General features: G+C 68.1%; 25 protein-coding genes. 9 read left to right on the top strand and 16 right to left on the bottom strand.

Annotated features, from left to right (window positions below; genetic code table 11):
- Positions 1–43: 43 nt before the first annotated feature.
- The 9 genes from HLH36_RS16350 to HLH36_RS16310 all read right to left on the bottom strand — a co-directional run bounded on the left by HLH36_RS16350 (position 44) and on the right by HLH36_RS16310 (position 6,328).
- The gene (locus HLH36_RS16350; protein ID WP_338030479.1) at positions 44–526 is read right to left on the bottom strand and encodes a hypothetical protein; all 483 of its coding nucleotides are present in this window, start codon (positions 524–526) and stop codon (positions 44–46) included.
- Positions 523–942 carry a hypothetical protein gene (locus HLH36_RS16345; protein ID WP_182978447.1) on the bottom strand — a complete coding sequence of 140 codons (420 nt, stop codon included), beginning with the start codon at positions 940–942 and terminating at the stop codon, positions 523–525. The genes HLH36_RS16350 and HLH36_RS16345 overlap by 4 nt, the downstream gene beginning before the upstream one ends.
- A 43-nt stretch (positions 943–985) precedes the next feature.
- Complete coding sequence (locus HLH36_RS16340; protein ID WP_182987378.1) at positions 986–1,894, bottom strand: phage tail protein; 909 nt, start codon at positions 1,892–1,894, stop codon at positions 986–988.
- A gap of 260 nt (positions 1,895–2,154) precedes the next feature.
- Entirely contained in the window at positions 2,155–2,844 is a 690-nt protein-coding gene (locus HLH36_RS16335) for a hypothetical protein (protein ID WP_182987377.1), read from the bottom strand.
- Positions 2,838–3,317, bottom strand: a complete 480-nt coding sequence (locus HLH36_RS16330; protein ID WP_182967409.1) for a GNAT family N-acetyltransferase — start codon at positions 3,315–3,317, stop codon at positions 2,838–2,840. Before HLH36_RS16330 ends, HLH36_RS16335 begins: the two co-directional genes overlap by 7 nt.
- Positions 3,314–3,658 (bottom strand): hypothetical protein, encoded by a 345-nt coding sequence (locus HLH36_RS16325; RefSeq protein ID WP_182967411.1) that lies wholly within the window; start codon positions 3,656–3,658, stop codon positions 3,314–3,316. The genes HLH36_RS16330 and HLH36_RS16325 overlap by 4 nt, the downstream gene beginning before the upstream one ends.
- Positions 3,659–3,820: 162 nt before the next feature.
- Positions 3,821–4,588, bottom strand: coding sequence for a glucosamine-6-phosphate deaminase (gene nagB, locus HLH36_RS16320; RefSeq protein WP_246376965.1), 768 nt, complete (start codon positions 4,586–4,588; stop codon positions 3,821–3,823).
- A gap of 44 nt (positions 4,589–4,632) precedes the next feature.
- On the bottom strand, positions 4,633–5,394 hold the full coding sequence (locus tag HLH36_RS16315; protein WP_246376964.1) for a GntR family transcriptional regulator: 762 nt from the start codon (positions 5,392–5,394) through the stop codon (positions 4,633–4,635).
- Positions 5,395–5,401: 7 nt separating this feature from the next.
- A complete protein-coding gene (locus HLH36_RS16310) occupies positions 5,402–6,328 on the bottom strand; it encodes an N-acetylmuramic acid 6-phosphate etherase (protein ID WP_182987376.1) in 927 nt (308 codons plus the stop codon).
- A gap of 116 nt (positions 6,329–6,444) precedes the next feature.
- On the opposite strand from HLH36_RS16310, the gene HLH36_RS16305 reads away from it, so the two are divergent.
- Genes HLH36_RS16305 through HLH36_RS16295 form a run of 3 tightly spaced genes read left to right on the top strand, consistent with a single transcriptional unit; the run spans position 6,445 to position 10,140 of the window.
- Positions 6,445–7,911: a sodium:solute symporter gene (locus HLH36_RS16305; protein ID WP_182987375.1), complete on the top strand. Its 1,467-nt coding sequence runs from the start codon at positions 6,445–6,447 to the stop codon at positions 7,909–7,911.
- Positions 7,908–9,173 carry an exo-beta-N-acetylmuramidase NamZ family protein gene (locus HLH36_RS16300; RefSeq protein ID WP_182987374.1) on the top strand — a complete coding sequence of 422 codons (1,266 nt, stop codon included), beginning with the start codon at positions 7,908–7,910 and terminating at the stop codon, positions 9,171–9,173. The genes HLH36_RS16305 and HLH36_RS16300 overlap by 4 nt, the downstream gene beginning before the upstream one ends.
- A gap of 13 nt (positions 9,174–9,186) precedes the next feature.
- Positions 9,187–10,140: an N-acetylglucosamine kinase gene (locus HLH36_RS16295; protein ID WP_182987373.1), complete on the top strand. Its 954-nt coding sequence runs from the start codon at positions 9,187–9,189 to the stop codon at positions 10,138–10,140.
- 30 nt (positions 10,141–10,170) lie between these two features.
- Here HLH36_RS16295 and HLH36_RS16290 read toward each other — a convergent pair whose 3' ends face one another.
- Genes HLH36_RS16290 through HLH36_RS16280 form a run of 3 tightly spaced genes read right to left on the bottom strand, consistent with a single transcriptional unit; the run spans position 10,171 to position 13,888 of the window.
- A complete protein-coding gene (locus tag HLH36_RS16290) occupies positions 10,171–11,319 on the bottom strand; it encodes a serine hydrolase domain-containing protein (protein WP_182987399.1) in 1,149 nt (382 codons plus the stop codon).
- 19 nt (positions 11,320–11,338) lie between these two features.
- Positions 11,339–12,640 carry a serine hydrolase domain-containing protein gene (locus HLH36_RS16285; RefSeq protein ID WP_182987372.1) on the bottom strand — a complete coding sequence of 434 codons (1,302 nt, stop codon included), beginning with the start codon at positions 12,638–12,640 and terminating at the stop codon, positions 11,339–11,341.
- A gap of 21 nt (positions 12,641–12,661) precedes the next feature.
- On the bottom strand, positions 12,662–13,888 hold the full coding sequence (locus HLH36_RS16280) for an FAD-dependent oxidoreductase (protein ID WP_182987371.1): 1,227 nt from the start codon (positions 13,886–13,888) through the stop codon (positions 12,662–12,664).
- A 397-nt stretch (positions 13,889–14,285) separates the two neighbouring features.
- On the opposite strand from HLH36_RS16280, the gene HLH36_RS16275 reads away from it, so the two are divergent.
- Positions 14,286–17,246 (top strand): TonB-dependent receptor plug domain-containing protein, encoded by a 2,961-nt coding sequence (locus tag HLH36_RS16275; RefSeq protein ID WP_246376963.1) that lies wholly within the window; start codon positions 14,286–14,288, stop codon positions 17,244–17,246.
- A 68-nt stretch (positions 17,247–17,314) separates the two neighbouring features.
- On the opposite strand, the gene HLH36_RS16270 is transcribed toward HLH36_RS16275, so the two are convergent.
- Positions 17,315–17,824 (bottom strand): hypothetical protein, encoded by a 510-nt coding sequence (locus HLH36_RS16270; protein WP_182987370.1) that lies wholly within the window; start codon positions 17,822–17,824, stop codon positions 17,315–17,317.
- A gap of 69 nt (positions 17,825–17,893) precedes the next feature.
- Positions 17,894–18,508, bottom strand: a complete 615-nt coding sequence (locus HLH36_RS16265; protein ID WP_182987369.1) for a DUF1826 domain-containing protein — start codon at positions 18,506–18,508, stop codon at positions 17,894–17,896.
- 85 nt (positions 18,509–18,593) lie between these two features.
- Between HLH36_RS16265 and zigA the strand changes: the two genes are divergently transcribed.
- The 3 genes from zigA (at position 18,594) to HLH36_RS16250 (ending at position 21,130) form a co-directional block, all read left to right on the top strand.
- Positions 18,594–19,805 (top strand): zinc metallochaperone GTPase ZigA, encoded by a 1,212-nt coding sequence (zigA, locus tag HLH36_RS16260; protein WP_182987368.1) that lies wholly within the window; start codon positions 18,594–18,596, stop codon positions 19,803–19,805.
- A 282-nt stretch (positions 19,806–20,087) separates the two neighbouring features.
- Positions 20,088–20,567: a GNAT family N-acetyltransferase gene (locus HLH36_RS16255; RefSeq protein WP_220792894.1), complete on the top strand. Its 480-nt coding sequence runs from the start codon at positions 20,088–20,090 to the stop codon at positions 20,565–20,567.
- Positions 20,564–21,130 carry a cysteine hydrolase family protein gene (locus HLH36_RS16250; RefSeq protein WP_182987367.1) on the top strand — a complete coding sequence of 189 codons (567 nt, stop codon included), beginning with the start codon at positions 20,564–20,566 and terminating at the stop codon, positions 21,128–21,130. Before HLH36_RS16255 ends, HLH36_RS16250 begins: the two co-directional genes overlap by 4 nt.
- Before the next feature lie 51 nt (positions 21,131–21,181).
- Here HLH36_RS16250 and HLH36_RS16245 read toward each other — a convergent pair whose 3' ends face one another.
- Both HLH36_RS16245 and HLH36_RS16240 read right to left on the bottom strand, forming a co-directional pair.
- Complete coding sequence (locus HLH36_RS16245) at positions 21,182–21,364, bottom strand: DUF1272 domain-containing protein (RefSeq protein WP_246376975.1); 183 nt, start codon at positions 21,362–21,364, stop codon at positions 21,182–21,184.
- 1 nt (position 21,365) lies between these two features.
- Complete coding sequence (locus HLH36_RS16240) at positions 21,366–21,767, bottom strand: rhodanese-like domain-containing protein (protein ID WP_182987365.1); 402 nt, start codon at positions 21,765–21,767, stop codon at positions 21,366–21,368.
- Between the two features lie 76 nt (positions 21,768–21,843).
- Between HLH36_RS16240 and ftrA the strand changes: the two genes are divergently transcribed.
- Together ftrA and HLH36_RS16230 are read left to right on the top strand one after the other, a co-directional pair.
- Positions 21,844–22,845 carry a transcriptional regulator FtrA gene (gene ftrA, locus HLH36_RS16235; RefSeq protein WP_220792893.1) on the top strand — a complete coding sequence of 334 codons (1,002 nt, stop codon included), beginning with the start codon at positions 21,844–21,846 and terminating at the stop codon, positions 22,843–22,845.
- Entirely contained in the window at positions 22,839–23,306 is a 468-nt protein-coding gene (locus HLH36_RS16230) for a GH32 C-terminal domain-containing protein (protein WP_182987364.1), read from the top strand. Before ftrA ends, HLH36_RS16230 begins: the two co-directional genes overlap by 7 nt.

Raw genomic sequence — 23,306 nt, 5'->3', positions numbered from 1 at the left:
CACAGGCAACGCGCGTCGGATCGCCACCAGCGCGCATGTCCGATCACGCTCTGATTGCGGTGGTGAAGGCGGCTATGTGCACACTATCCACCACCCCCGCCCCCAGCGCGCTGTTATAAACCCGCTTCCAATAGGTACAGAGCCCGACCGCATCTTTCGCAGCCGGTACCGGCGCCGGATCGAAGACATACTTCACCCGCGCCATCGCGCAGCCATAGCGCAGATTGCCGATCAACTGCCGCACCCGCGGAATGTCCGCACAGGCCATGCGCGCCACGCGGGTTTGCAGATCGGCATGCTCCGCCCCCTCCAGCATGCCCCACAGCGCATCATGGGTCGCGGGCTCCATCTGCCACATACCCAGCGCCGGGCCGCCGCCATCCTGCACCAGCCGGGCGGCGCGGGATTCGACCAGCGCCGTGCCCGTCAGCAGATTCACGGCGGCCGCCCCGCCCAGCCCCAGCCGGTCGAGCACCGGCGCCACCACCCGCCATTTCAGGTCCGAGGGATCGATCCCGCCCATCATCCCCCCTCGCCGCGCATCACGCGGCCCAGCCATTCGACAAAGGGCTGATAGCCCATCAGCGCCGACACCACGCCCCCCAGCGCAAAGCCCGCATTGCGAATCAGCCTGACGCCACCGGCAATCTGCGCATTCATCGCAATCAGCGTCTGCTGCGATTCCGCCAGCGGCGCCGTGGTGTCGGCAATCACCGCCCGCATCTCCCGCCGCAGATCCACAATCGCCAGGCGCGTCTGCTCCACGTCGCGATCGGCCCGCTGGTCCTGATGCGCGCCACGGGCCCGCCCCTCGGCCGAAATCTCGACCAGCTTCATCATCATGTCCCTCTGTCCGGCCTCCAGCCGTCCGATCCGCGCATCATGCTGGCGCAGCGTGTCGGACAGCCCGGCCGGATCAGGAACGGCCTGCGCGTCGTTCATGTCACCTTCCCATCTTTTCGAAATATCAACGGCCGGCAGGGCGTCAGCCGCCCACCCCGGCATAGATGATCCTGTTCAGCATCATGGCCGGCGGCATGTTCTGGCTGTCGCCATTGCCCGCCGAGACGATCGTCAGCCCCGTGGCCGCGCTGGTCGCCGCCAGCCCCGTCGTCGCGGTGGCGGTCTGCGCCGTCGCCTTTTCCTCGACATCGCCGCCACCGGCGAACACCGCATCCATCTCGCCGCCCGATCCCTGCGGAACGACGAAGCCGCTGCCATGATTGGGCCCATGCCCATGGCCGGGATCGGTCAGAGCATGCGTATGGCCCGGATCGGCGACAGCATGCGTATGCGCCGCCGCCGACTGGCTGCCGCCCACGGCCCCCAACTGCACACCGTTGACGTTCGACCCCGCCATCGTCACCAGGTTGGCCGCTTCCCCGCCCATATTGTCGACACCGAACGTCGCCCGCCCCCGCAGATCCGGCAGACCGAAATTCGTGGCCCCATCGCCCGCGCCATACAGCGTGCCCAGCACCCCGAACAGCGCGGCATAGACCGTCCGGCTCACACTCTGCCCGCAGCACAACAGCCACCCGGCAGGCGCGACGGCCCCCGCATGATCGACAATGGCCCCCACCGGCACCCCGCCGCCCGCGTCCCCGCCGGCCGCCCCCACCGGGTCCATGGTCCAGATCTGGTTGCCGGCGGCATCGCACAGCATGACGGCATAGGCCGCCCCACCCATCAGGAAGACGTTCCCGAACTGCCCGCTCGCATCCGCCACCACCGGGTTCGGATTCGCCACCGTCAGCCCCGCATCGGCATAGGTCGCCAGCGGCGTGGTGCTGCCGCTCTGGCAGAAGAACAACCGCGCGCCGGCACGCGGCACACCCGTCGCATCCACGCTGAAACTGTTGGGCCAGACAAAACGGGCGGCAGAATAAGCCATGCACCACTCCCACGCTTCTCAGTGCGCGTCTCGTTAGGGGCGGTGCCTGTGCCCTGATGGGGTCGGATCATAACCGGCAGCTCGGCTTCCGGCAATTCCACACTGAACGATCCGAGAAATATCCTTATGAAGAATATATTTTTCTGGTCCGATTCGACGCAGGGCTCCCCCTCCGTTGGCATTCCGTCGGCAGCGCCGACGGAACCTTGGCCAACTCCGCCCTGCACCCGCAAGAGGATGGTCATCCCCTTGACCCCTGTTCAGAAGTCGTAGCTGCCGCCGTTTCCGGCGCCATACAGATTGCCCAGCACGCCGGGCGAAGCGTTCGACCCTGCCAGCAATGCCAGCGCATTGCCCACGCCGGACATCAGCGCGGCATTCGACCCCGTCGTGCCGCGCGCCAGCGCATTGCCCTGCCCGCTCAAGGCACTCAACAACGTGCCGGCCGAGCCATTCCCCTGGCTCCCCAGCGCAGACGCCGCCGAACTGCCCATATTCGCCAGGCCCGACAGCGCATTCATGTAATTGCCGAACTGCTGGCCGGCATAATTCTGGGCATAATTCTGCAGCGCATTCATCTGCCCGCCCGACAGCGCCAGCCCCCGCGCAGCGGCCGAGCGGTCCAGCGACTGCTCACCCTGCTGCAACGGAAACTGGTAATAAGGCGTATCGGTAAACGCCTGGTACGCCGCCGCCGCACCCGATCCCTGCCCCGATACCCCACCGGGCAAGCCCAGCAGAGATGCCAGGCTATACAGCGCATTGGTCCCCGCCCCCACATAGGGCGACAGGTTCCGGTCCGTCTGGTCATAGACATTCTGCTGAAACTGCTGCGCCTGGCCATAAGCCTGCGCCTGCTCCCGCGCCGCCTTCGCGGCCGCGTCAGACCCTGCGATCCCGCCCGCGATCGACCCCAGCGCCGACAATCCACCGCCAATCGCCGTTACCATGCTCCGATCCACTTCCCATACTGGCGTTCCATCTCCACCCAGCCCAGCCGGCGGAAGATCGGCCCCACATCCAGCGACCGGCCGGAGGGCGCAACATGCAGCTTGGTGCCGGTGATCATCCGCCGCACCCCGCGCGCCGCCAGCGTACGCTCGGCCTCGCGAAACAGCCTGATCCCCGCCGTCCATCGCCGATGCGCCGGCCGCACATAATACAGGTCGAAAAACGCATGGCTGACACTGCGATGATGCAGATGCGGCCACACCAGCGCCACCAGATACCCGGCCAGCACCCTGCCCTCGCGCATCGTCAGCACATGCAGCGCCCCGGCCGCCTCCAGCCGCCCGTAAGCCTCCAGGTCGGGATCGAGCGGCGCACGCTCCTGATCACTGGCCACCTCGCGGAAATGCGCCTGCCACAGTCCGCGCATCTCCCCCACCACGTCGCTCCATGGCTCGACGGCATAGAGCGTCACGATACGGTCACCAGCAGCCCGCCCGCCGAAATCGTCAGCGCCCCGGCGGCGGAAGCCTGCGCCGCAATCGCATCACCCGGCTGCAACACCCGGCCGATTTCATTGGGACTGTTCCAGGTCTGTCCGGGCAGGATCGTCTGGCCAAACGTCGTCGCCGTCCCCGGCCCCGCCACCTTTCCGGCAGGCACCAGATACAGCGTCACCGAAACCGGCACCGCCCCGACATTGCACACACCCAGACTGTCGATCCGCGCGATCACCCCACCCGGCGCGGTATAGAGCGCCGCCGCCGCGCTGGGCACGGCCTGCGCGGGAATCAGGGCAACGGGCTGAACGGACATGGCATCGACCTTCGCGCAATACCCCAGAGGGGGCCGGATGGTGGGCGATGCCTGCGCCCGATGGGTTTTTCTCCCGATGGGTTTTTCTATCGTATGGACAGTTTTCCATACAAGCGGAAACGCGCGCCGGATCGCTCCGGGCACGCAGCCCCGGACACGCGTTTACCGGTCCAGACGCAACAGCCCCGCCGCCTCCGAATCCAGTATCACCGTGCAGGCCGGATGCTGCCGCAGGGCAGAGGCGCTGACCATCGGCGTCACGGGCCCTTCCAGGGCATCGCGCACGATCCGCGCCTTGGCCGCACCGGTCGCCACCATCAACAGGCGCCTTGCATCCAGGATCGTCCCCACACCCATGGTCAGGGCCCGGCGCGGCACATCCTGCCAGCGATCATCGAACATTTCCGCATTCTGCCTGCGTGTTTCCTCATCCAGTTCGACCAGCCGGGTGCGGGTGGCGAAATCCGACGGCGGCTCGTTGAAGCCGATATGCCCCGTCAGCCCGATGCCCAGAAGCTGCAGCCCGATCCCACCGGCCGCGCGGATGGCGTCTTCATAGGCGCGGCATTCACGCTCCGGTTCGGGCGCCGCGCCGTCGGGCAGGCGCGTGCGCCCGGGCACGATGTCGACATGGCGGAAAAGCTGTTCATGCATATAGGCGTGGTAGGATCGCGGATCGTCGCGCGCGATGGGATAATATTCGTCCAGGTTGAACGTCCGGCACCGCGCGAAGGACAACCCGTCGCGATGCATCCCGACCAGGGCGCGATAGACCGCCTCCATCGTGCGGCCGGTCGCCAGACCCAGCACCGGGTCCGGCGCCCCGCGCATATAGTCCGCGATCCGCGCGGCCGCCTCGCGGCACGCCGTCATGGCGTCGGGTGCCAGGACGATCTCCATGCGGCCCTGTTCGATCACGACATGTCGCATCGTGCTTCCTTCCTGCATTCCAGCCTATTTTTCCGGAAAGGCTCTCAATCCTCGCCGCGATCCGTCCTGAGTTCGACGACGAAATCGTACAGATCGGCCCGATAGGCCGAGAACGTGACTTCCAGCAGCCGCCCGTCGGCCAGGAAAGACCGCCGTTCGATCCGCAGGATGGGATTGGGGCGCGCCAGCCCCAGCAATTCGGCTTCCCGCGCGTCGACCAGCCCGGCCCGGATGCGCTGGAGGGCCCGGACCGGATACAGGTCCCGCGCCTTCAGCGCGGCATAGAACGACGCGCTGACCGCTTCCGGCGCGGGCAGGTCGTCCCGTGCCACGATGGCGGTCTCGATCGCCATCGGCTCACCGTCGGCGGTCCGGATGCGCTTCAACCGCGACAGCGCGGTGCCCGGCGCCACCCCCAGCGCCATGGCCTCGTCCGGGCTGGCCTGCGCCACGCCCCGTTCCAGCCAGACCGACCCCGGCACCCGCCCGCGCGCGCGCATGTCTTCGGAAAAACCCAGCAGGGCGGTCAGCGGCTGCTCGATCCGGCCGGAAACGAAGGTCCCGGCCCCCGGCCGCTGGATCAGGCGACCGGTCTCGACCAGCCGTTCCAGCGCCTTGCGCACGGTCACGCGGGACACGCCCGTCATGTCCGCCAGTTCGCGCTCGGGCGGCACCGCATCGCCCTGGCACAGCGCCCCGCTCCGGATCAGCCGGCTCAACCCGGCTTCGAGTTGCAGATAAAGCGGCTGGCGGCTGTCCGGGTCCGGCGCCAGGCCGCGAAACATGCCGTCATCGGCGTGGCCCATCGCGTCCTCAGCCACCCGTGGGGACGACGGACGGCAGGATGCGCCGCAGGTCGCCGCCATGGCGGCCCAGCGCCTGCTCGGCCTCGCCGGGCGTCATGCCGGCACGGACCAGCACCGCGCGCTTGACGTTGCCGCCCGTCGCCACCAGGGCGGCGCGAACCTCCTCATCCGACCCGCCGGCCAGGTCGGCCACCATCCGCGCGGCCCGGCGATCCAGCTTCGCGTTCATCACGCGCATATCGACCATCCGCCCGCGATAGGCATGGCCCAGCCGGATCATCAGCGCGGTGGACAGCAGGTTCAGCGTCGCCTTCTGCGCCGTGCCGGCCTTCAGCCGCGTCGAACCGGCAATCGCCTCCGGCCCCGTGACGGTCACGATGCCGTATTCCGCCTCGCGCAGCAGCCGCCCCGTCGCGTTGCAGCTTATGCCCACCGTCAGCGCGCCGCATTCCCGCGCGGCGGCGACGGCAGCACAGGTATACGGCGTCCCCCCGCTGGCGGCGATGCCGAACACCACGTCCCGCGCGTCCGGCGCGTGGGCCAGCAGCTCGGCCCGGCCGGTATCCTCGCGATCCTCGGCGCCCTCGGCGGCCTGAAAGATCGCCTGCGGCCCGCCGGCCAGCAGCAGCACCAGCCGTTCCGCCGGCCAGCCGAAGGTCGGCCCCAGCTCGACACCGTCCTGCAGCCCGATCCGCCCCGACGTCCCGGCACCGACATAGACCAGCCGCCCACCCTGTCGCAGGCGCGGCAGGGCGGCATCCACCACCGCCTCGATCTCCGGCACCGCCGCGCGCACGGCCGCCGTCGCCGCCATCTGCGCCTCGGCCAGCGCGTCCAGCACCGACCGGACCGGCCAGATGTCGATATCGGCATAGCGCGGGTCCCGCTGCTCGGTCCCGGTGATGGGGGTGGCGGGCCGGTCGGTCTCGGTCATGGCGGGTCCTGCGGGCGGTTGAACAGGCCCCTTTCATAACGCCAGAACAATACCATTGCAAAACCAATTTCCGTATGGTTCTGTCCTGGTATTGACCAGGAACGCCCGGGAACGCCATGTCAACGCTCGATCTTCTGGTGATGGGCCTTTATCTCGCCGCCCTGCCGCTGCTGACATTGTGGATGGCGGGGCGGCAGAAAACCGCCCAATCCTATCTCGGCGCCACGCACGACCTGCCCTGGTGGGGCATCTGCCTGTCGCTGGTCGCCACCGAGACCTCCACCCTCACCGTCGTCAGCGTGCCCGGCGTGGCCTTCCATCGCGGCATGGTCTTCGTCGGGCTGGCGATCGGCTACCTGACGGGGCGCTGCCTGGTCGCCTGGCTGCTGCTGCCACGCTACTTCGCGGGGGGCATGCGCACGCCCTACCAGTTCCTGGGCCAGCGCTTCGGTGCGCCGATGCAGCGCGCGGTGTCCCTGACCTTCCTGATCACCCGCGTGATCGGCGAGGCCGTGCGCCTGCTGGCCGGCACGCTGCCGCTGGCCATGCTGCTGGCGGCCTTCCACCTGCCCCACGGCCCCCTGGCCATCATGGGCGCGCTGATGGCGATGACGCTGCTCTACACGGTGTTCGGCGGGCTCAAGGCCGTCATCTGGTCCGACGTCATCCAGTTCTGCACCTACCTGCTGGGCGCGATCCTCTGCGCCGCCGTCATCTGGCACGGGCTCGGCCCCGGCACGGTCGCCGACCTGGCGCGCGCCGGGCGCTTCCACCTGTTCGACCACGGCACGGCGCTGCTGGCGGACCCGTTCGCCCCGGCCTCGGCCCTCATCGGCGGCGCGGTCATGGCCATGGCGTCGCACGGCACCGACCACCTGATGGTGCAGCGCATCCTGGCCGCCCGCAGCCTGCGCGACGCGAGGCTGGCGCTGGTCGCCAGCGCGCTGGTGGTCGGGCTGCTGTTCGGCGCGCTGTCGCTGCTGGGCATCCTGCTGTCGGCCACCCCGGCCGGCGGCGCGCCCTACCACAGCCTGCGCGGCGACGACATCTTCCCCTACTATATCGTCCACGACGCTCCGGCCGGCCTGTCCGGCCTGCTGGTCGCGGGCATCCTCAGCGCCACCATGGGCTCGCTGTCCTCGACGCTCAACGCCCTGACCAGCGCGGCGATGACCGACTTTCCGGCGCAGTGCCGGCGCATGGCCGGCGCCCTGGGCCTGCACGACCTGTCGCTGGCCCGCTGGCTGACCTGCGTCTGGGCGGTGCTGCTGATCGCGGTGGCGCAATCCTTCGGCCAGGGCGCGACCTCGCTGGTCGTGTTCGGCCTGTCGGTCGGTGCCTATGCCTACGGCCCCATGCTGGGCGCCTTCCTGTTCGGCCTGGTCGCGCGCCACACCGACAGCCGCGCCGTCATGGCCGCCTACGGCGCGACGCTGGCCGCCGTGGCCCTGGCCGAATTCCAGCTCCGCCCCGGCGGGCAGGCCATCAGCTTCGCATGGATCGTCCCGCTGGGCGTCGTCCTGTTCTTCTGCTTCGCCACCCTCGCTTCCGGCTTCAGACGCTTCCAGAAGGCCACTCCATGACGACAACCCGCCGGACGGCCCTTGCCGGCCTGGGCGCCGGCGCGCTGGCCGCCGCCATGCCCCGCTCCCGCGCATGGGCCGACGCCCCAGGCGCCCTCTCCCGCCCGGTCACGACCGGGTTCGAGCGGCTGCGCGCCGACGGCTATCGCCTGCTGGCCGGGCACAAGGTCGGGCTGGTCGCCAACCCGACCAGCACCGACCGCACCCTGCGCCATATCGCCGACATCCTGCACGCGGTACCGGGCATCCAGCTTCAGGCGATCTTCGGGCCGGAACACGGGTTTCGCGGCTCGGCCCCCGCCGGCGCGTCCGAACCCCGCACCACCGACCCGGCCACCGGCATCACCGTCTTCGACATCTACAACACCGCAGGCGCCCCGCTGGAGCACATCCTCCAGACATCGGGCATCGACCTGCTGCTGTTCGATATCCAGGATGTCGGCGCGCGCTTCTACACCTACGCTTCGACATTGTATGACGTCATGGCCGCCTGCGCGCGGCTGGCCATTCCCGTCATCGTGCTGGACCGCCCCAATCCCATCGGCGCACAGGCGCCCTCCGGCCCGGTCCTGCAACCGGCCCAGGCCTCCTTCATCGGCCGGGCGCCGATCGCCCTGCAACATGCCATGACGATGGGCGAGCTGGCACTGTTCTTCCACCGCTACTGCCTGCATCCCGCCGGCGCCCCGCCGCGCGTGGTGACGATGGAAGGCTGGTCGCGCGCCCTGTTCTTCGACCAGACCGGCCTACCCTGGATCGCCCCCAGCCCCAACATGCCGACGCTCGAAACCGCCATCGCCTATCCCGGCACCTGCCTGTTCGAAGGCACGGTCCTGTCGGTCGGGCGCGGCACGGCGCTGCCGTTCCTGCAACTGGGCGGGCCGGAAGTCGACGCCCACCCATGGGTCGCCGCCCTGCGCCAGGCCGACCTGCCCGGCCTGGCGATCCGCGAGACCTGGTTCACCCCCAGCAGCTCGGTCGACCGCGACCGGCTGGTCCATGGCCTGAACCTGATCGTCACCGACCGCCGGCGCTTCGACGCCCTGGCCACCGGCCTCGCCCTGCTCTGCGCGGCCCGCCCGCTCTGCCAGGGCCCGCTCTGGCGCGGCACCGGCCGGACCGCCGACCTGCTGTTCGGCACCGACAGCATCCGCCACGCCATCGACGCCGGCACCGCCCCGCGCGCGATCATCGCGAACTGGCAGGGCGAGCTGGCGGATTTCGAACGCCGCCGCCGCACCGTCCTGCTCTACCATTCCTGACCGGACACCGATCATGACCTGCATTCTCGCCGTGGATGCCGGGGGCACCCGCACCCAGGCTGCCCTGGTGACGCGCGCGGGCCTCGTCCCGTCCCGGCGCGAGGGCGCGGGGGCCAACGCCTTCGACCGGCCGGACTGGCTGGACAATCTGCACGCCACCCTCGCCCCGTTGCTGGCGGCATCCCCCCAGGCCCTGGTCCTCGGCCTGGCCGGCTTCAGCAGCCGGCGCCCGTCCTCCGCCGCCCAGTCCCGCGCCCTGGCGGACTGGACCGCGCCCCTGCCGACGCAATTATGCAGCGATGCCGACATCGCCCTGGACGGCGCGCTGGGCGGCCAGCCGGGCATCCTCGCCCTGTCGGGAACCGGATCGATCGTCCTGACGCGCGCCGCCGACGGCACCACGCTGCGGGTGGGCGGCTGGGGCTATCTGCTGGGCGACGAGGGCAGCGGCTACGCCATCGGCCGCGACGCGATGCGGTATCTGACGCAATGGATCGATGCCGGCGCGCCCGCCGACGACCCGCCGGACGTGCATCGTCTCGCCCGGCGCCTGGCCCAACGGCTGGGCATCGCCCCCACGCCGGACGGCCTGCTGGAATGGCTGCGCGGACAGCCCCATCCCCGCTCCGCCATCGCCGCCCAGGCCGCCTTCGTCGCCACCTGCGCCGATGAGGGCCTGCCGGAGGCGATCGCCATCCTGCACCAGGCGGCGGAGGCCCTGGCCGGACAGGTGCGCACCGCCGCCACCCGCGCCGGCCTGCCCGACGGGCCATGGAGCCATAGCGGCAGCATCTTCAACAGCCGCCCGTTCCTCGCTCATATGGAAACGACGCTGGGCACGCCTCCCCTGCCGCCGGTCCTGCCGCCACTGGGCGGTGCCGCCCTCCGCGCCGCCCGCCTGGCGGGCTGGCCGGTCACGCCCGAATGGATCGCAACCCTGGCCGCCTCACTCGCCGCGCCCCCGTAAAAGGCCCCTTCAGGAGCCTCCGAGCCCCGGCTATGCGATCCCCAGCGCGCGGGCGGCGGCGGTCGCCACATCATGGCGCAATTGCACGATCTGCCGCCCATGGCCGCCATCGGGATGCACCCGGTTGGTCAGGATCAGCACGAAACTGTCGCTGACCGGGTCCATCCACAACGACGTGCCGGTAAAGCCGGTATGGCCGAACGAACCGACAGGAAAGAGGTCGCCACGCGGCGTGGAATAATGGGTGGCGATGTCCCAGCCCAGCCCGCGCAGGTCGGTCCTGCCGGCCGGCTGCTGCGGCGTGGTCATCAGCACCAGCGTCTCGCGCTTCAGCGGAAAGGCGCTGGGCCGCCCGGCACGCCGGTCCAGCAGGGCCCGCGCATACAGCACCATGTCGTCGGCATCGGAAAACAGGCCGGCATGGCCGGCGATACCGCCCATGCGCCGCGCCGTCGGGTCATGGACCACGCCGCGCAGGATCGCATGATTCTCGTCGAACTGGGTGGGCGCGATCTGCGGGACCAGCCCCGCATCGGGGCGGAAGCCGGAATGCACCATGCCCAGCGGCGCCAGAATATGCAGCGCCGCGTACCGGTCCAGCGTCTGGCCGCTCAGCGCCTCCACCAGCAGCCCCAGCGTGATGAAATTGATGTCGCTGTAGACGAACCGCTCGCCGGCCGGATGGTCGGGCCGGGTGTCCATCACGCGGCGCACCGCCTCATCCTTGCCCTTCCAGGGGGTGGACAGCTCCAGGTCGGGCGGCAGGCCGGAATAATGGGTCAGCAGGTGGCGGATGGTGATGCCCGCCTTGCCCGCGCGCGCGAACTCCGGAAGGTAGCGGCAGACCGGCTGGTCCAGCGCGAAGGTCCCCTGTTCCCAGAGCTGCATCACCGCCAGCGCGGTGATCGTCGGCTTGGTCAGCGACGCCATGTCGAAGCGCGTGGTCCAGCTTTGCGGTTCGGGCACCGGCAGCAGGGCCCGATGGCCATAGACGCCGCGATAGACGACGCGCCCGTCATGCCCCACCGCCGCCACCACGCCCGGCACGTCGCCACGCGCCACGGCCTCGCTCAGCAGGCGGCCGACCGGCGCGAAATCGCTCCCGCCGGCACGCGACGCGCAACCCGCCACGCCGGTCAGGCCCAGCAGGGCGCCACCGCGCAGCACCTCCCGTCTCATCAGGCCGGACAGGCGCGGATCAGAAGCTGTCGGCACGGGCAAGCACTCCAAGAATCTCTTCTTCCACGCGGGTGAAGTACGAATAGCGGCCCGGCCGCGTCTCCGGATCGGACGGGTATCCGGTGGCGGCGAACAGCAGCGCGTCACCCGTCTTAGGATCATACCACAGGCCGGAATGCAGCCCGTACGCATTGCCCAGATGGCCGCGCAGGCCACCGCGATAACCGGGATACGGCGTGTCGCCCCGGCCCGCGGCATCGCGCCGCCCCAGCAGGCAGATGACGGACAGGCCATAGCAATCGATCGGCCCCTCGCCATCGGCCCCCGACAGGCCGTTATGCCCGTCATAGGTCCAGGTCGGACGTTCCATCATCTCGACCGAGGCCGGCGACAGGATCCGCACGCCATCGAGCGTACCCCGCTGCATCATCAGCCGCGCGATCCGCGCCATCTCGGGGATCGACACCCGCAACCCGCCCTGCGGCGAGAACAGGGTGCCGTTGCTGCCCACCCGATAATGCGCCAGTTCGGCCGGCGTCCGGCCGCGCAGGGGCCGGTCATCGGCCGTCGCCACCCATCCCTGCGGCAGATGGCGGTACAGCGTGGCCAGCGCATCGGGGTCGGGCAGCGCCAGCGGGTCGTAGCCACCGGCAATGCCCGCCGGGTCCAGCACATGGGCGCGCATGTAGCGGTCGAAACGCTCGCCGCTGACCCGTTCGATGATGGTGCCGACCAGCCCGTAGCAGAGGTTGCAATATTCGAACCACGCCCCCGGCGCCCGGCCGGCGCCATGGGCGAAATGATCGCCGGTGGGGCCGGGCGGGTGCGCGGTATCGAACAGGGTCGCGATATCCTGCCCCGGCGGAATCAGGTAACCGTCGGCATCGCGGATGCTCGACGTATGGTTCAGCAACATCCGCACCGTAATCGGCGCCGACGGAAAATCGGGATTGCGCAGCGCAAAGCCCAGATAGAACGACGCATCGTCATCCAGCCGCACCCGCCCCTGTTCGACCAGCCGCATCAGGCCGATCGTGGTGACGAGTTTCGAGACCGAGGCAATCCGAAAGCGCGTCTGCGGCGTCACGGGCAGGCTATGCCCGTCCGTGCGATAGCGAAATCCGCTGTAATGGCTGTAGACCATCCGACCGTCATGCAGCCGCGCCGCCGCCAGCCCCGCCAGCGGCTGCGCCTCGCCCTGTTGCACGATCGTCTCCAGCGCCGTGTCGGACGCATTGCTGCTGGCCGCACCGGCACCGGCCGGCAGGGCCGCCAGGACAAGCGACAGCCACAGGAAACGCGGAAAGGCGGAGCGGGCCATACAGTCAGATCCTTCGTGTGATCACGGGACGGGCGCGCCGGCGGCCTCGCCACCGGCCAGCAGGGCCAGCAGGGTGGCGCAGGCGGGGGCCAGTGTGAAGCCCAGCGCCCCCTGCCCGGCATTGACCATCAGGTTGGCCCGGCCGGTATGCCCCACCACCGGCAGTCCGGTGGGCGTGGCGGGCCGAAAGCCCGCCCAGGCTTCCGCATCGTCATACGGCCCGGCATTGGGGAAACTGGCCTGCGCCAGGCGCCGCAACTGCGCGATCCGCCGGGGCGAGGCGCCATCGTCATCGGCGCCGATATCGACCATGGCGGCAATGCGAAACCGCTCGCCCAGCCGGGCATAGACCACGCGATTGTCGTAGTCGGTGACGCTGATATCCGGCGTCCCCCCCGCCCGCACCGGCAGGGTCAGGCTGTATCCCTTCAGCCCATATAACGGAATATCCTCACCCACGGCGCGCAGGAGCGCGCGCGTGCGCAGCCCGGCGGCAACGACGATCAGGTCGGTCTGGGGGCCGGCCTGGCCGTCGATCCGCACCGCGCAGCGATTGTCCGGCGCGGCCTCCAGCGTCGCCACGCCCCGGACATGCGTAAAGTCCGGGCTGGCAACCAGCCGCGCCAGCAGCGCGCGACAGAACAGGTGGCAGTCGGCAACCTCCTCGCCTTCGGTAAAGATTCCGCCCGCCAGCGCGCCGCGCAATGTCTCCAGCGCCGGCTCGCGCGCCACGCATTCGGCAGCCGTCAGCACCGACTGCGCATCGGGCTGCGTGATGCCCCGCGCGGCATGCGCCAGCGTGGCCGCCGTGCGGTGAACGATCATCTTGCCCGGGCGGCGCCAGCAGAATTCCTCCAGCCCCTCGGCGCGCCATGCCGCCAGGACCCGCTGCGCCAGCAGGGCGATATCCAGCAGGCGGTGCGCATGCGCGCGATTGGTCCCGGCCCGGCACGCCGCGAGAAAGGACAGCAGCCACCGCCATTGATCCCGATCGGCGCGCAGCCGCAGCGATACCGGCGCACCGGGGCGCATCATCCAGGCCAGGGCCTGGCGCGGCACGCCGGCATCGGCCAGCGGCGCGACGTAACGGTAGCTCAACTGCCCGCCATTGGCGAAACTGGCACCCTGGCCGACCTCGGAAAGCTGTTCCACCAGGCGCACTGCATGACCCTGCCGGATCAAGGCATAAGCGGTCGACAACCCGACCACACCGCCTCCGATGACCGTAACCGAACGCGCGTGCCGCATACCTCTGATCGATCCTCCCGTACCGAAACCGCGCGCCGTCGCATGACACGGCAACCGCGCGCCGTCGCATGACACGGCAACCGCGCGCCGTCGCGCGACACGGCCACCGCGCACCGTCGCGCGACACGGCCGCGTTCCCGCAATAGGGCGCGTCCGGGGGCAGGCACCAATTCCAATATGATGCATGACGTTAACCCCAGGTTATTCCCGGCCCGACAGCGCCCCGAGCGGTTAACCTGACGTTATATGCCGCCGACGATTCGGCATTTGACCTGTGACTGTTACGTTATCACTTCATTCCGTTACGAAACCATGTCAGGTGGCGGCTGCTCCGTCCGTCGGCATGAATTCGTGCCGCCACACGACGCGACAGTCTGTTCAGGGATTCGCTTTCACCATGCCTCCATCGTTCGACAGAAAATGGCTTCTGCCGCTTCCGGCCCTCGCCGGCGCGATCGTCCTGGCCCCGGCGGCCGGTGCCGAGACGTCCGTCGGGACCCAGCCCCATGCCGCCCAGCACCGGACAGCCGCACACCATGGCGCGAACCGCACGGCCAGACCCACGGCAGCAGCAACAGCCGCACCGGCGACGCCGGCGTCCGCCCCGGCCCCGGCAGCACGGGAGAGGCAGGCGCAGGTAGCCCGCCTGGTCGCCGCCCCGATGCCCGGGCCGTCGGCGCCGGAATCCGTGGTGGTCACGGGCTCGATGCTGCAGACGTCGAACAATTCCAACGCCAACCCGGTACAGATCATCACCGCCAGGGATATCCAGCGCACCTCGGCCACCACCCTGTCGGACTATCTGCAACGGCTGCCCTCCATGGGCACGTCAGGCACCTATAACACGTCGACCAACGGCGGCGGCGGCATCGCCTGCCCCGATATCCGCAATCTGGGCTCCAACCGGGTGCTGGTTCTGGTCGACGGCAAGCGGCAGGTGCAGAATGGCGGGGCAGGCAGTTCCTGCGTCGACCTCAACACCATCCCCGCCTCGATGGTCGAAAGCGTCGAAATCCTGAAGGATGGCGGGTCCGAACTCTACGGCGCCGACGCGGTATCGGGCGTCATCAACGTCAAGCTGAAACACGATCTGACGACCGGCAACGTCACGCTGAAAGGCGGCCTGACCCAGTACGGCGACAACCGCACGGGCATGATCTCCGCGATCAAGGGGTTCGATTTCGACCATCATCGCGGCAACGTCACGATCGGCGGCCAGTATCTCACCCAGGGCGCGATCATGCAGCGCGACCGCGCCTGGGGCTACAATCCGCAGATCAACAACCCCGCCCCCGGCGGCACCATCGTCTACGGGTCGGGCATCACCCCCACCGCCACGCCCATCGTCGGCGGGGTCGAGATGTTTCCCAACGGCAATGGCGGCTTCTCGCCGCTGACGGCGTCCGAGCGGTACAATTACGGCCCGCAAGGCACGCTCTACCAGTATGTGCAAAGCGCCGCCGCGACGGGTGACGCGCATTACGACGTCGGCGACCACCTGACCCTGTACGCCAACGCGCGCTACACGCACAAATCCTCGCAGGCCCAGCTCTCGCCCCAACCGCTGACCGGCAGCGTCGGCGTCAACGACCTGCCGCCCGCCTTCGTCCTGCCCGCCGGCAACCCGTACAATGTCTGGGGCCACAATGTCAGCATGTACAAGCGGACGACCGAATTCGGTCCCCGCCAGTACGATTCAGCCAACGATACCTGGCAGGTCGTGGCCGGCGGCAAGGGCACCATCGTCGACAACTGGAAATACGATGCGTCCATGACCTACGGGCAGACGCAGAACACCATGCGCACCCAGGGCATGGTCAATTATGCCGACATCATGCAGGAACTGGGCGTCTCCACGGCGGGCGGCCGCGTCTCCTACGATCCGTCGGTCTGTACCAGCCAGCCGGGTTGCACGCTGTTCAACCCGTTCCGGACCTGGCCCGATTCCGCCGTCAACTATGCCAAACATACCGAAGTCGACCACGCCACCTACCAGCTCCGCGACTTCAACCTGCGCGTCAACAACAACGAGGTGGTGAAACTGCCCTATGAAGGCGGCGGCCCGATCGGCCTCGCCCTGGGCCTGGAACATCGCAGCGAACAGCTCTCCTATTACGCGGACCCCCAGGTCCAGGCCGGCAACATCGCGGGCTCCTATACCTCGTCCACCAGCGGCGGCTTCAACGCGACCGAAATCTATGGCGAAGCCAAGATCCCGCTGCTCCACAACGTGCGTTTCGCCAGGGACCTGACGATCGACGCCCAGGGCCGCTGGTCGCACTACAACACGTTCGGCAATGCCCAGAACTGGAAGACCAGCATCAACTGGGCACCCGTGCGCGACATCCGCTTCCGCGCCACCCTGGGCACCTCCTTCCGCCAGCCCAACGTCTACGAACTCTATGGCGGCCAGTCGGTCGGCTATCCGGCGGCGGTCGATCCCTGCACCCGTCCGTCCTATTACGGCGCGGCGGCAGCGACGGTCGTGGCCAACTGCGCGCGCTACGGCGCCAACCTGGCCCACCCATCGCAGGCCTATGCCAACCAGTTGCCGACGCTGGAAGGCGGCAACCCCAAACTGCGCCCCGAAATCGGCCGCACTTACACGTTCGGCACGGTGGTGACGCCCCGCTGGGTCCCCGGTCTCTCGGCATCGGTCGAATACTGGCACACTTCGTTGCAGAACACGATCGGCAGCGTCGGCACGCAATATATCGTCGACCAGTGCTATACCGGCTCTTCGCCGGGCTATTGCGCCGACATCTCGCCGCGTGACGCCAACGGCCAGATCACCATGGTCAACGCGACGATGCAGAATCTCGGCACGATGAACACCGACGGCATCGATTTCGACCTCGACTACCGCATCCGGCTGACCTCGCTCGACGTGCTGAGCGTCTCGAACAACTTCCAGGAACTGATCGCCTACAACGTGCGCCCCTATGCCGGCTCGCCGGTACTCAACGGCGCCGGACGGCTGTATTACGCGGGCGGCGGCGCCTATGCCGGCGCCGGCGTCGCCCATCCGCGCGTGTCCGACTACGCCACGGTCACATGGACGCACGGACCGTACAGCATCACCTACATGATGAACTATATCGGCGGCATGAAACTCAATAACGGCTCGAAGGACCTGCTGCCCGCCTCGGCAACCTACTACAAGGTTCCGGGCATCTTCACGCAGGACATCACGCTGGGCTATCGCCTGCGCCAGTGGACGTTCCAGGCCGGCGTCAACAACCTGTTCGACAAGAACCCGCCCTTCGTCCCCGACGGCGTCATCAACACCGACCTCGCGGCCTACGGCCAGAACGTGATCGGCCGCTACGCCTTCGTCCAGGCCGGCATGGATTTCTGACCCGGACCAGGGCCCGCGCGCTGGCGACGAACCAGCGCGCGGGTCCCGCCCGTTCGCCCGCACGGCTTCTACCCGGCCACGATCTCCAGCCCCACCGCCCGCTCCCGCAGCCGGGCGAACCGCCACGCCACATGCGCCTCGCCCCAGGCAGGCACGAAGGCCAGCGCATAGGGTGACATGCTGCTGAGCAGATCGCATCCCCCCACCCGGCCCGACACCCAGTCCACCGTGCCCGCGCCATAGCAGCACAGCGCCCGCAGCCGCCCGGCCGGCAACGGGCCCGCACCCGGCCACGCCGCCAGATCGCCCAGCATGACGGTCAGGCTCGTACACACCGCAAGCGCCGCCACCAGGGCCGCCGTCTGCGCGACATCCTCGATCAGAAACGCCGGATAGCGCCGCCGCAGATCGGGCCGCCGCAGCGCAAGCGTCACCTCGTCCAGTGTCCCGGCCAGGGTGATGCACCCGTCCGGCAGGGCGTACGTCTCCAGCGTCTCATGCCAGACCGGCGGCACGTCCCGCGCCCACACCACCATGTCCACGCCAGGCGCGGCGAGATCCACCAGACTGCCGGGCATGCTGGAGGCCCGAACGCGCGGAGCCTCTCCCATCGCCGGAGCCGGCCAGCTTTCGATCGTGAACACCGCTCAGGCCGCGACCGTCACAGGCCCATCGTCGGCCCCGCCGCAGGCATCGGCCGCATCGACCGTCAGCAGCAACCGCATCCGCTCCGTCACGGGCAATGCCGAAAGCGGCGGCGAACGGTGCAGGACGCCATGCTCCTCCGTCCAATTGGGAAAACGCCGCCCCTTCAGCAGCACCACCGCTCCGGTTTCGGCCTGCCCGATGGTCGCGCCGTCATCCGCGGTCCACTGCACGCCCGGGCCCAGATAGGCACACAGCAGACGCAGGCCGACATGATCGACATGGAATTTACGGCAACTGTCGGTGACGATCCGCTCCAGGCGCACCCGCAGCAGCGGCTGCCGCGCCACCGTGGCATAAAGCGTCGCCAGCACCAGCGCATCGTCCAGCAGCGCCCCGGTGCGTACCGTAAACGCCCCGGCAATCCGCCGGCGAATGTCCTGAATCGTGCCCCGTGCCTGGACCAGCCGCGCGCCCTCCGTCACATGCAGGCGCGCCGCGTCCAGCACCCGCGCGCCAGGCATGCGGGGATGCACCAGGATGGACCGTCCGGCCGCCCGGATGGCACCGCAGGATGCCAGATCGGTCAGGCGATGGCGTGTCGGGCAGGAAGACATCGGCAGGTACAGCTCCAGCACGTATTGATATATTATAACATACGGTCTAGAGGCCGGAAACGCAACCGCCACGGAGCATCGCGTCATGGACACCCGCCTTCCCGTCACCGTGCTGTCCGGCTTTCTCGGCGCCGGCAAGACCACGCTGCTCAACCACATCCTCAACAACCGCGAGGGCCGCAAGGTCGCGGTCATCGTCAACGACATGAGCGAGCTGAACATCGACGCCGACCTGGTCCGCAACGGCGGCGGCGACCTGTCGCACACCGACGAAAAACTGGTCGAGATGAGCAATGGCTGCATCTGCTGCACCCTGCGCGACGATTTGTTGCAGGAGGTCGGGCGCCTGGCGCGCGACGGCCGTTTCGATTACCTGCTGATCGAATCCACCGGTATCGCCGAACCCCTGCCCGTCGCCGCAACCTTCGCATTCCGCGACGAACGGGGCAGCAGCCTCAGCGACCTTGCCCGGCTGGACACGATGGTCACGGTGGTCGATGCCGCCAACCTGCTGAACGACTACGCATCGGCCGATTTCCTGCGCGACCGGGGCGAGGTCGCGGGCGACGGCGACGACCGCGCGCTGGTCGATCTGCTGGTCGAACAGATCGAATTCGCCGATGTGGTGGTCCTGAACAAGACCGCCAGCGCCACCCCGGCGCAGCGCGACGCCGCCCGCCAGATCATCCGCGCGCTGAACCCCGACGCCGACCTGGTCGAAACCGACCACAGCCGGCTCGACCTCGCACGCGTGCTGAACACCGGCCGCTTCGACTATGAACGCGCCCATACGCACCCGCTCTGGTTCAAGGAACTTCACGGCCACACCAAGCACGTTCCCGAAACCGAGGAATACGGCATCTCAAGCTTCGTCTACCGCGCGCGGCGCCCCTTCGTGCCGGCGGCGTTCGCCCGCTTCATCGAACAGGGCTGGCCGGGCCTGGTCCGCGCCAAGGGCTATTTCTGGCTCGCCACCCGCCCTGACTGGGTGGGCGAACTCAGCATCGCCGGCGCCCTCGCCCGCCACCAGGCGGCCGGGCGCTGGTGGGCCACCATCCCGCACCAGCACTGGCCCCTGGACGAAGACTGGCGCCGCACGCTCGCCGGCAACTGGGACGACAGCTTCGGCGACCGCCGGCAGGAACTGGTCTTCATCGGCACAACCATGGACCAACCCGCCCTCCGCGCCGCCCTGGACGCCTGCCTGGTCCCCGAGCCGGACTTCCTCCCGCACCGCCACGCCCACCTGCCCGACCCGTTCCCCCTCTGGGCCGAACAGGCAGCAGAGCCCGCCTGAGCAAACCGAATCATGCCCGGACAAGTCTGCGAATACACAATGCCGGCGCGGGAAAGAGGCGCTCCACTTCGCGATGTCCGCTCACCACAAGCGGACATCTTTCCATTGCGCAAGAGGCTTTAATATGGCACGCATGAATCCATGACCCACACAGAAAATACAGCTTCACATGTCTGGTGGCGCTCCGTTCGCGGAGCGGCATAGGGTCTCTTTTCATGACTCAAGCCGCATCAGTCGGCTTGTGTTGAGTCATTTTACCAGAAACGACCAGTCAGGCTGACGATGGAGGCTTCCCAGGAGGAAACAGCCATCATGTCTCCCGGTCTCCAGGACCATTATCCCTTACCTGAGGGATACGCCTTCCGCGCGGGCGTTCCCGACGCAGAAACCTATTGCCGTCTGCGCAGAATAAGCGGTCTGACACCGCGCAGCCTGCGCGCCGCCCAGATGGGCCTGCCCCATACACTCTACGGGGTGCATGTCGTGTACGATGCTGACATCGTGGGGATGGGACGGATGATCGGCGACGGCGCGCTCTTCATCCATCTCGTCGATATCGCCGTCGATCCTGCCCATCACGGGCACGGAATCGGGTCTGCGATCGTGGGCGCTATCATGCGTCATATCCGATCCACCATTCCTGCCGAAACATATGTAAGCCTGATGGCAAATGGCGAAGCCTGGCGGCTCTACGAACGATTCGGTTTCTCGAATGTCCTGCCAGATGCAAGAGGAATGGCACTATGGATCGACAGCCAATGACAACAGCCCTTCTCATCATCGACCTCCAGCGGGCCATCCTCACAGGGCTGGCCCATGCCGATCGGCAATCGTCCATCGATGCCCGCCTCGATGCGGTCGCGGCCCGATTGGGCCGGATGAAACATGCAGCGGAAGCATCGGGAATTCCCGTCATCCTCGTTCAGCATGACGGGAACGCCGGGCATCGTCTGGCGGTCGGAACGACCGGCTGGCTGTTCCGCGACGAAATCGCACCGCGCGACGATACGCTCATCGTCCACAAGCGCAGTTGCGACTCGTTCCACGACACGGACCTGAGCGAACGTCTGGCAGAGCTTGGTGTCGATCGTCTGATAATCGGTGGCTGCATGACCCAATTCTGCATCGATACCACCACACGGCGGGCCGTTTCGTTGGGCTTCGACGTGCTGTTACTCAGTGATGGTCATACAACCGCCGATTTCGGCCCACTGACTGCCGAGCAGATCGTCGATCACCACAACCGCTTGTTATCGGGGTTCGACGCCGGATCAAGAACCGTTCGCGTGGTGCCATCGGACACGGTTCGCTTCCCTATGAACTGATACAGGGTCATCGCCCCAGTCGCAAACTGGTCAGGATACGAATTTCGCACGTCACGCCGAAGCCGGCACATCGCGGATCGGCCTCCTGACCAGATCCCCACCACAATTCGGACACCGATGGTCCAGTACCTCCGACGCGCAGGCCGCGCAGAAAGTACACTCGAAAGAGCAGATCATCGCCTCGGCCGATGATTGCGGAAGCCCCCTGCCGCAACAGCCGCAATCGGGGCGCATCTCAAGCATGGGTGCCATTCTCAAGGGCAAAACCCTCATCCAGCCAGCCCATCACACCACCAGCCATGATCTTCACCGGCCGCCCCAACCGGGCCAGACGCAGGGCCCCGCGCGCCGCGCCATTACAATGCGGCCCCGCGCAGTAAACAACGAAAACCGTCTCGCCAGGCCACATTGCCATGCGTGCAGCCGTGATTTTCCCATGCGGCAGATCGATCGCCCCGCCCACATGCCCCCTGGCGAAGAGATCCGGGTTCCGCACATCAAGCAACACGAAATCGGCCTCCCCGGCCAAAGCCTCATGCACATCCCAGCAATCCGTCTCGAACGCGAACAGCGCCGAGAAATGCGCAACGGCTTCGGCAGACGACGCGGGCGGGACAAAGGTGACGGACGTTGCCATCGAAAGCCTCCCTGCTTCTCCCCGCCAGCATCCTTTCCCCGCGCCCCGCTTGCAATTGGCATAAACGACAATCATCATGCAGATCATGCCAAACACAACCGGCCCGCTGGTCGCCGCCCTGCTCTATGACGGCCTCTGCACGTTCGAATTCGGCATCGTGTCCGAAATCTTCGGCCTGCCCCGTCCCGAAATGGGGCCGGACTGGTACCGCTTCGCCAGTTGCGCGATCGAGGACGGCCCCCTGCGCGCCCATGGCGGTGTCCGCATCCTCCCCGACCACGGAGCGGAACTCCTGGACCAGGCAGACCTGATCGTCATCCCCGGCTGGAAAGATACCGAAACACCGATCCCCCCCGCTCTCATCGATCGACTGCGCCGCGCCCACGCGTGTGGGGCCCGCCTGGCGTCGATCTGTTCCGGCGCCTTCGTGCTGGCCGCTACCGGCCTGCTCGACGGCGCGGCGGTCACCACGCACTGGCGCCACGCCCAGGCCCTGCAACGCCGCTTTCCCGCCCTCCGCGTCGACAGCACCTCGCTCTATCGCGAGACCGACCGCATCTTCACCTCCGCCGGCAGCGCCGCCGGCATCGACCTGCTGATCGAAATCGTCCGGCAGGATTACGGGCCGGCGGCCGCCAATTCCGTGGCCCGCCGCATCGTCATGCCCGCGCATCGCACCGGCGGCCAGGCGCAGTTTCTCGAACGCCCCGTCAGCCTGCGCGCCGAAGCCGATATCGCCCCCGTCCTCGACCGTGTCCGCCAGGCACTCCATCAATCCTGGCCCATCGCCCGCCTGGCCGACGAAGCCGCGATGAGCCGCCGCAGCTTCGAACGCCGCGTCGTCGCGGCCACCGGCATGCCGGCCGGCGAATGGCTGGCCACCGAACGCGTCGAAGCCGCCAAGACGCTCCTGCAGGAAACGTCACGCCCGATGGAAGACATCGCCGAAGCCGTCGGTTTCGGCAGCGTCTTCGCCCTGCGGCACCATTTCCGCAGCCGCGTCAAACTCAGCCCCAGCGAATACCGCCGCAACTTTGCCCGCCGAAAACCACCGTCCACACAATCGACGGCATGCTGAAGCTGGATATCCCCCCCCCCGCCACCGTCAGCCAGTCGGACCTGCAACTGCGCTTCGACCGCCCCACCGGGGCAGTCCGTTGCGGACTGGTCTTCTCCAATGCGCGCGGCGAAGAACTCCGCGTCGGCTATGACGGCATGACCGGCCGCTATTTCAGCGACCGGCGCAAGGCCGCCGACCCGGCCTTCTCGCCCAAATTCGCCCCCCGGATCGACACCGCCCCGCGCACCGACGCGCGCCAGCCCATCACCCTGCGGCTACTGATGGACGCGGCATCCATGGAACTCTTCGCCGATAACGGACAGACGGTGATGACGGAAACAGTCTTTCCATGGGAAAAATTCGCCCGCGTCGCCCTGTTCAGCGAAGGCGACAGCGTGCGCTTCAAGGGGGGTACCGTCTATCCCATGCGCAGCATCTGGCCGGCACGCGCCCCCTCCGGCGGCCAGGATCACGACTGA

The sequence above is a fragment of the Gluconacetobacter aggeris genome (assembly GCF_014174395.1).
Taxonomy (GTDB): domain Bacteria; phylum Pseudomonadota; class Alphaproteobacteria; order Acetobacterales; family Acetobacteraceae; genus Gluconacetobacter; species Gluconacetobacter aggeris.
This window is presented reverse-complemented; position numbering and strand designations above follow the sequence as displayed.